Here is a 7,976-nt window from a genome sequence, read left to right on the forward strand (position 1 = left end):
GCGCGTTCCTCAACTCTGTGGACGAGCGGACGTTCGGCGTCTACCAGCCGCGCGAGGAGCTTGCGGATCCCGAGGCCCTGAGCCGTTGGCTCGCGGCTCGCGGTCTGGCGCCCGAGGGAGCGCCCACGGGCGAGACCGAGCTCGCGGACGCACTGCGCCTGCGCGCGGCGCTTCGGGGTGCCGCCGCGGCCAACCAGCGGACCCCGCAACCACCGCCGCGGGACGCCGTTCTGGGCGACGTGGCCGATCGCCTCGCGCTGCGGGTCCGGGTGAGTCCCGACGGCGTCGATCTCGAACCCGCCGGAGGCGGCGAGGTCGCTCAGGCGCTGGCGCGCCTCGCGGCCGCCGCGGTCCTGGCGACCGCGAACGGCACCTGGCAGCGAGTGAAGATGTGCGCGGCGCCGGACTGCCGGGTTGTCTTCTATGACGGATCGAAGCCCCGGACCGGGCGCTGGTGCGCGACCGCCGTCTGCGGCAATCGGGTCAAGACCAGACGTTACCGGCAACGTGTCGCGGTCGCACCGTCGCGGCAGGTGACGCACACCGACACCCCGCCTCCGCCTCGACCGGGCTGATCTGCTGCTTCCCGTGGCGTCGGCGCGGCGCACGGCCTGGTTCTCCCTTCTCTCGTCTCCCGGCGCGATGCGTCTCCCGGCGCGATGCGTCTCCCAGCGCGATGCGCAGGTTCGGTGGGCGCCACCGGGTTTGCCGTCGAGGCGCTGGGTAAGGACCCAGCTGGCACTCAATGACCTTGAATGGTCACTTCTGGTAGTGATGCGCTTGGGTGTATCGCTCGGGACGAGGGCGGGTGACCTGCAGGTGGCGCTGACCGGGCGCGACGGCGGCTTGGAGCCCGACGGCCTGTTCGACCGGTTCGGACTGGCAAGGGCAGGCATGGTTCTCGTGGGTCGAGACGACGGGCGGGTTCGATGCGTCAGCCCGGCCGCCTGCGAGATCGTCGGATGCGGCGAGGCCGACTACGTGGGCAGACGCTGGAGCGAGATCGCCGACCCGGTGCAGGCGGACGGAATCGCCGCGGACCTCGCCGGATCCGGTGCCGCGCCCCAGGTCGTGCACATCACCCGACCAGACGGCACCGCTGTTCAGGCCCTCCTGACCACGGCCGAGGTCACCGTGGACGGTGACCGCTGCCTCCTCGCCCGGTTCGAGGACCTCTCCGAACTCGCCTCCACTCATCTGCAGCTGCGGCTCGTCCTCGGCCGCACCCCGTTCTCGATCTTCCGCATCGACCCTGAAGGGCAGGTGCCGCTCGGTGGGGGCCCCGGCCCCTCGGCGCCTTCCGTCATGTTGCGCCAGGCGGCCCGGTCCGCCGCCCTCACGGCGTTCCGCGACCAGCCCACCATCCTGGCGATGGTGCGCCGCGCGATGCACGGGGAGCAGGCCCACCAGGTCGTGAAGACCGGCGGGCGTTGGTATGACCTGCACCTTGTACCGGTGCCAGAAGCCGAAGGCCGGCCTCCATCGGTCGCGGGCATCGTCAGTGACGTCACCGCGCACGAACAGGCGACCGCCGAGCTGGTGATGCGCACCGCCCGTGACACCGCGCTCGCGGATCTCGCGCAACAGGCCCTGCGGATCGCGGGCGAGCACACGCTGTGGGACGTCGGCGTGCGGACCCTCACCCAGCAGCTCGACGCCGACCTGGTCACCGTCCGCCACGACGCCGATGCCGACGCCGACGCCGACGCCGACGCCGACGCCGACGGCGACGGCGACGTCCGGCCCGTGGACGCGGAACCCGCGGACATGGCCGTGCCCGTAGGCCATGCCGACAAGCGGATCGGCACGGTCCTGGTGCGCCGCCGCGCACACCCGCTGACGCCCGACGACGAGGCGTTCGTCCGCTCGGTGGCGGCGATCCTCGGCGCCGCGGCGATGCGGATCCGGATGGAGGACGGTGCACGCTACCTGTCACTGCACGACCCGCTCACCGGCCTGCCGAACCGGGCCGCGTTGCTCGACCACCTGAGCCGAAGCCTGCGCCGCGCCGCTCGCGACGGTCGGCACACCGGCGTGTTGTTCATCGACCTGGACGGCTTCAAGGCGATCAATGACACCCTCGGGCACAAGTGCGGCGATGAGCTGCTGCGGGTTGTCGCCTCCCGGCTGCGCGACGCCGTCCGACCCGGCGACGTCGTCGGCAGGCTCGCGGGAGACGAGTTCGCGGTGCTCTGTGACGACATCGGCGACCTCGACGAGCTGCGAGCCATCGGCGAACGCGTGATCGCCACCGCGCTCACTCCACCCATCGAGCTGATCCGACCGGTCGGCGTCAGCGGCAGCGTCGGGCTTGCCCGGTCGGGTCCCGACCTCACCGACGCCGAGGACCTGCTCAACGCCGCCGACATGGCGATGTACGAGGCGAAGCGTCGCGGGCCGGGGCACGTCGTCGCCTACGACGACCGGATCCGGGCCGCGCTGGCCACCCGGCTGCGCGACACCACCGACCTGCGACGTGCCCTCGGCGCCGGCGAGCTGACCCTGCGTTTCGAGCCGGTCGTGTCCCAGTCCGGCGTGATCGTCGCCGCGGAGGCGGTTCCCTACTGGGCCCATCCGACCCGTGGCCTGCTCGGCCCGGACGACCTCTACCCGATCGCGTTCAATGCCGGACTCACAGTCGCTGTCGACCGCTGGCTGGTCGACAGCGTCGCGTCCCTGCTGCCGACGGCCGCGCCCGGGCAGCCACCCGATCGCCAGGAGGAGCGCACACGGCGGGAACTGTGGCTGCGGATCTCCGAGCGAGGGCTGTCCGACACCTCGCTGCGCAAGAAGATCATTTCTCGAGTCGCCTGTCCCTCAGGCGCCGGTGACATCCAGGCCACGTCCCTCGGCATCCTGGTCCCCGACGCGCTCTCTGTCCGGGGTGACCGCACACTCGACACGATCACCACCGAGCTGTCGGGCGCCGGAATGGCGGTCTGGGTCGACCTCAGCGAGGTCCGGCCGTTGCGAAGCACGACCCGCGACACGGTTCCCCCCGGCATCGCCGGTGTTCGGCTCGGCAGCCAGAACATCCACGGCGCCGAACACGACGCCATGGCCGAGGCGGTCATCGCCGGGCTCGTGCGCTTCGCCCACCTGCTGCACCTGGGCGTCGCCGCCCGTGGCGTCGACACCTTGCTGCAGCTGGCCGCCGTGCGCGGCGCAGGTTGCGACCTCATGCAGGGCGCCGCCGTCGGCGAGGCGCTCCCGACGCCTCCCTGGTCCGGGTCCGCCCGGACCACGAGGTGAGGATCTATGTCCATGCCGCCGGGATATGGCGCTACCGCGCGGACAGTGCGCCGAGCAGGGCGACGGTGCGGGCACGTTCCTCAGGCGTCGTGACCCCGGCGACGTTGGCGATGAAGTGGGTGGCGCCGGCGTCGGCCAGCCGCGTCAGCGCCTTCTCCACCGCGCGTTCGTCGCCGATGATCGCGACGTCGGCCGGTGGCCGGCCGCCGCCCTCGTGGTCTCGAACCGCCCGGTAGGACGGGATCTTCTCGAAGATCGCGAGCCTGGTCGCGGCGCGGGTGCGGGCGTCGTCCGGAGTGTCGGTCACGCAGATCGGCAGGCTGGCGACCCGAGCGGCGCTGACCATCACGGGAGAAACCAGGGCGGCTCGGGTCGGGCATGCGTCCGCCCGTCCACGGCCGGGAAATGGTCAGGTGGAGACGTCGGCCCAGTGGTCCCAGGTGACGTCCACCTGGGTGTAGGTCGGATCGAAGATCAGAAGAAGGCTTTCTCGGAGATAGACCGAGGTGTTGTAGACGTCGCCGGACAGCATGGGGAAAGACAGGTGAACGGCGCGGCCGGGGCGGACCTCGATTTCTGCGGTTTCCAGCCAGGCGCCGCCGCCGAGGCGGTCTCCACCGGGGAGTGCGGCGCCGCCGGGGAGCCAGTCAGCGGGGCCGGGCGGGCGGGTCTCGCGGGTGTGCGTCCTGGTATTGCCGACGATGGTTTCTGTTTCGGTGAGCGTCATCGCCACCGGGTCACCGTCGAGAAGGATACGAAAACCATCGTCCTGATCGTTCAGTTCGGTCGACATCCGATGGTTGTCGACGACGATTTCCAGCATTGCGCCAGAATACGACCGGGCGTCCGTCGCCATCACCGGCCAGACCTCTCCGCTCAGCGCCGGCCGGGCGGATGTGGAGGGGTCAGGTTGGTTCGCCGGCGACGACGACGCCGTTCTCGTAGGCGAGCACGACGGCCTGGACCCGGTCCCGCAGCCCGAGCTTGGTGAGGATGGCACCCACGTGGCTCTTCACCGTCGCCTCGGTCACGACGAGACGACCGGCTATCTCGGTGTTCGACAGGCCGCGGGCGACCAGCACCAGCACCTCCCGCTCGCGTGGCGTCAGGAGGTCGAGCAGGCCGGGTGGCGTCGGCGGGCGGGTGCGGGCGGCGAAGGTCTCGACCAGCCGCCGGGTGACGGCGGGCGACAGCAGCGCGTCTCCGGCGTGCAGGACGCGGATCGCCTCGACCAGGCGCTCCCGGGAGGCGTCCTTGAGCAGGAATCCGGCCGCGCCGGCGCGCAGCGCGCCGAACACGTACTCGTCCAGGTCGAAGGTGGTGAGGATGAGGACGCGCGGGGCCGGGATGAGACCTCCGCCGGTCAGTCGGGCGGTGGTCTCGACACCGTCCATGCGGGGCATGCGGATGTCGAGCAGGACGACGTCCGGTCGCAGCTCCTCGGCGCGGGCGAGGGCTTCCTCGCCGTCCCCGGCCTCGCCGACCACCTCGAAGTCGTCCAGGGCCTCGAGGATCAGCCGCAGGCCGGTCCGGACCAGTTCCTGGTCGTCCACGATCAGCAGGCGGATACTCAATCCGGTTCTCGCTCTCGTGAGATTCGCCGAACGGCGCGGCCCGGGATCATGTTCTCTCACCTGCCGGGAAGCGGGCAGCTACGCGGAACCAGCCGTCGTCCTGATGACCGAACTCCAGCTCGCCACCGAGCACAGCGGCCCGTTCCCGCATCCCGATGAGGCCGTGCCGTGCCGAGTCGGCGGCCACGGGTACGTCCCGGGCGCCACCGAAAATCGACGACCCCGCCGACTCGGCGGCCACCCCGTCATTGACCACCTCGATGCCGAGATCTCGGGCTCGATAGGTGAGTGTGACCGTCACCCGGCTCGGCCGCGCGTGTTTGGCCGCATTCGTCAGAGCCTCCTCGATGATGCGATAGGCGGACAGCTCCAGGCCTTCGGGCAGGGATGTCTGTTCCCCCGTCACCCGTAGCTCGACGGGTAGCCCGGCGGCGCGGTATTCGGCGACGAGCCCGGTTAGATCTCCCAACGAGAACGCGGGGTGGGAGTCGGCGGGAGTGCCCGGCGTGCGCAGCACGGTCAGCATCCGGCGAAGTTCGGCGAGACTCTGCTCCCCGCTCTTCTCCACCCGGGCCAGCGTGTCGTTGGCCCGGTCCGGCGATGTATGCAGCACGTCGCGTGCGCCGCGTACACCGATCAACATCACGGTCACCGAGTGGGCGACGATGTCGTGCAGCTCGCGGGCGATCGACGCGCGTTCCTCGTGCACCGCGATGCGGGCCAGCTGCTCCTGTTCACGCCGGAGGTCCTCGGCGCGCTCCTCGAGTGCGCGGACATACCGCTGGCGGGTCCGCGCGTAGGCGCCCAGCGCCCACACTCCTGCCGTCACAGGGACGGACACGATCGACAGCGCGGCCAGGAGCACGGCGGTGGGTACCAGCGCGGCGAGCGCGCGGCGCCGGTCGGCACGCTCGGCGACCGTGAAGAGCGCCACCAGGACGGGCACCCCGCCAGGTGAGTCGCCGGTGGCTACCAGGGCCCCGGCCAGGGCGAGCGTTGCCAGCAGCACCCTCCACGGGACCCGGCGGCGCGCGGTGAGCGCACCGCCGGACGAAACCGCCAGCACCACGGTCGACGGCCGCGCCCAGTGGTCGTCGTTGAGGAGAAGGCTCAGCTCGGCGATCGTGGCGGCCATAGCGACGAGGAGGTCGAAACCCAGCGCGCGCCGGGCGGCCCACCGTTCGCCCGGCCCCGCATCGCGGGCGCGGGCGTGGGCGCGGGCTCGGGCGGCCGCCACCGCCACCGCCACCGCCACGGCCTCCGCCCGCGCCCGCAGTCGCCGCAGCCCCGCCGCCTCGACGGTCATGCCAGGTCGCGTCGACGTTCGCCGGCGAGAGCCACGGCCATGAGCCCCACTGCCCAGGTGCCCAGGACGATCGCCGCCGCGCCCAGGGAGATGCGGGCCGGCCCGTGGACCATGCGGGTCAGCACCGCGACCGCGCCGAGTGGCGTGTAGTCAGACACGCCCTCCCGCGCCCGGTCGAGCAGTGGGTTCACGACGAAGATGAGGATCAGCGCTCCGACCGCCGCCAGAACCTGGTTTCGAAGCAGCGCGCCGACGGCGACCCCGATCACCGTCGCGAGCACCGACGACCCCAGCAGGCCGACCGCGATCGCCGCCACCTCGCCGACGCTCAGATCCGGGCCGGGCTGCCGGGCCAGCAGCGGCAGCCCGGCCCCCAGCGAGACGGCCACCATGAGCACGCCGACGGCCAGGCCTGTGATCGTGTACGCCGTCGCCCGCGCGAGCAGGAGGCGTTCCGGGGACGCGCCCGAGGCGAGCGCCGCTGGCGCGGCGGTCCGGTGCCGGAACTCACCGGCGACACCGACCGCCCCGAGCAGCAGCAACAGTATCGGCATACCGGACAGGGCCTCCTCCTTCTCGCCCACATCGTCGAGCGTCCCCGCGGCCAGCGCGACGATCAGCACGTTGAAGGCGGTCAGGACGACGGAGGCCGTCACGAACGCCAGCGCCGTGCGCGCGCTCACAATTTTGATCAGCTCACCTCGCACCAGCCGGCTCACGCGCCCTCCCCGCCGGTCAGGCTGAGGAAGACGTCCTCGAGTGTTGCTCCACCCCGGGTGATCGCACCCATCGGAGCGTGCCGCACGATGCGCCCCCGGTGGATGACGACGACATCGTCGACTATCGACGCCGCCTCGGTCAGCGAGTGGCTGGACAACACGACGGTGCCGCCCGCGTCGGCCCTTTCCCGCAGCAGAGTCCGCAGCCATCGAATCCCCTGCGGGTCCAACCCGTTGGTCGGCTCGTCCAGCACCAGGATGTCCGGATCGGCGAGCAGCGCCGCCGCGAGACCGAGCCGCTGGCGCATACCCAGCGAGTACCTTCCGACCCTGCGCCGGGCGTCCTTCTCCAGCCCGACCAGCGCGAGCACCTCGGACACCCGTGTTCCCGGCAGCCCGGCCATGGTCGCCAACGAATGCAGGTGGGCACGTGCCGAGCGCCCCGGATGCGCGCCACAGGGCTCGATGAACGCGCCCAGGGTGCCGGCGGCACGGGCAGGCGTGTCGAGACCGTTCAGAAGGATCCGCCCGGCACTCGCCCGGGCGATACCACTGATCATCTTGAGTACCGTGGTCTTGCCGGCTCCATTGGGCCCGAAGAATCCGGTGACGGCTCCGCGGCGAATGCTGAACGACACGTCCTCGACGGCGGTGAACCTTCCGTAGTGTTTCGCCAGTCCTTCGACGGTGACAGCCGCGGAGGCCTGGCCGGCCGTGCTCGTGCCCGCTGATCGTGAAATTTCCATGGCGGAAGAATCCAGTGCGCCGACCTCGTGGTCATCGCCACCTGGACGGATTTCTCGACTCGACCCCGGGGGTAGACCGGTGCGATCGATCCTCCTACCGGAGTTGGATGATCGAGAACGAGTGCGGCCAGCAGGGAGACACCAGCCAGATCGCCGGGCCGGGCTCGCCGTCAGACCGGTGCTAGTCGCCGTCGGTTGGGAGGACGCCGTCGTCGGCGGCGAGCCGGCAGGAGGTCAGGAAGCCGAACATACCGGTGCCGTCCCTGTGTCGAAAGAACTCGACCATCTCGGTGTTGAACTCGTGGCGGCGTGCGGCCGGGACGCTGATGGCGTCCAGGCCATGGGACATGAGGTGGCCATTCATCATGTAACGCGCGGT

Annotated in this window: 8 protein-coding genes and 1 pseudogene; 2 read left to right on the top strand and 7 right to left on the bottom strand. The window is 71.2% G+C overall.

Annotated features, from left to right (window positions below; translation table 11 throughout):
* Positions 1–575 (top strand): CGNR zinc finger domain-containing protein (locus tag FREUN1FDRAFT_RS36870; protein WP_006545517.1); only part of this gene is annotated, 575 nt, incomplete at its 5' end.
* A 205-nt stretch (positions 576–780) separates the two neighbouring features.
* Complete coding sequence (locus tag FREUN1FDRAFT_RS36875; RefSeq protein WP_198144577.1) at positions 781–3,252, top strand: diguanylate cyclase domain-containing protein; 2,472 nt, start codon at positions 781–783, stop codon at positions 3,250–3,252.
* A 31-nt stretch (positions 3,253–3,283) separates the two neighbouring features.
* Here FREUN1FDRAFT_RS36875 and FREUN1FDRAFT_RS36880 read toward each other — a convergent pair whose 3' ends face one another.
* The 7 genes and pseudogenes from FREUN1FDRAFT_RS36880 to FREUN1FDRAFT_RS36910 all read right to left on the bottom strand — a co-directional run.
* A complete protein-coding gene (locus FREUN1FDRAFT_RS36880; RefSeq protein WP_006545519.1) occupies positions 3,284–3,598 on the bottom strand; it encodes a hypothetical protein in 315 nt (104 codons plus the stop codon).
* Positions 3,599–3,661: 63 nt separating this feature from the next.
* A complete protein-coding gene (locus FREUN1FDRAFT_RS36885; RefSeq protein ID WP_232295588.1) occupies positions 3,662–4,108 on the bottom strand; it encodes a hypothetical protein in 447 nt (148 codons plus the stop codon).
* A gap of 49 nt (positions 4,109–4,157) precedes the next feature.
* Positions 4,158–4,826 carry a response regulator transcription factor gene (locus FREUN1FDRAFT_RS36890; RefSeq protein ID WP_006545521.1) on the bottom strand — a complete coding sequence of 223 codons (669 nt, stop codon included), beginning with the start codon at positions 4,824–4,826 and terminating at the stop codon, positions 4,158–4,160.
* A gap of 46 nt (positions 4,827–4,872) precedes the next feature.
* Entirely contained in the window at positions 4,873–6,132 is a 1,260-nt protein-coding gene (locus FREUN1FDRAFT_RS36895; RefSeq protein WP_006545522.1) for a sensor histidine kinase, read from the bottom strand.
* Entirely contained in the window at positions 6,129–6,851 is a 723-nt protein-coding gene (locus tag FREUN1FDRAFT_RS36900) for an ABC transporter permease (RefSeq protein WP_006545523.1), read from the bottom strand. Before FREUN1FDRAFT_RS36900 ends, FREUN1FDRAFT_RS36895 begins: the two co-directional genes overlap by 4 nt.
* On the bottom strand, positions 6,848–7,597 hold the full coding sequence (locus tag FREUN1FDRAFT_RS36905; RefSeq protein ID WP_006545524.1) for an ABC transporter ATP-binding protein: 750 nt from the start codon (positions 7,595–7,597) through the stop codon (positions 6,848–6,850). Before FREUN1FDRAFT_RS36905 ends, FREUN1FDRAFT_RS36900 begins: the two co-directional genes overlap by 4 nt.
* Before the next feature lie 181 nt (positions 7,598–7,778).
* A pseudogene (locus tag FREUN1FDRAFT_RS36910) lies at positions 7,779–7,976 on the bottom strand (cell filamentation protein Fic); the annotation flags it as partial.

This window comes from Parafrankia sp. EUN1f (assembly GCF_000177675.1).
Lineage (GTDB): Bacteria > Actinomycetota > Actinomycetes > Frankiales > Frankiaceae > Parafrankia.

Excerpts from the sequence above, each read along its gene's own strand:
- FREUN1FDRAFT_RS36880 (WP_006545519.1), bottom strand. The coding sequence starts at position 3,598 with ATGGTCAGCGCCGCTCGGGTCGCCAGCCTGCCGATCTGCGTGACCGAC.
- FREUN1FDRAFT_RS36885 (WP_232295588.1), bottom strand. The coding sequence starts at position 4,108 with ATGGCGACGGACGCCCGGTCGTATTCTGGCGCAATGCTGGAAATCGTC.
- FREUN1FDRAFT_RS36895 (WP_006545522.1), bottom strand. The coding sequence starts at position 6,132 with ATGACCGTCGAGGCGGCGGGGCTGCGGCGACTGCGGGCGCGGGCGGAG.
- FREUN1FDRAFT_RS36905 (WP_006545524.1), bottom strand. The coding sequence starts at position 7,597 with ATGGAAATTTCACGATCAGCGGGCACGAGCACGGCCGGCCAGGCCTCC.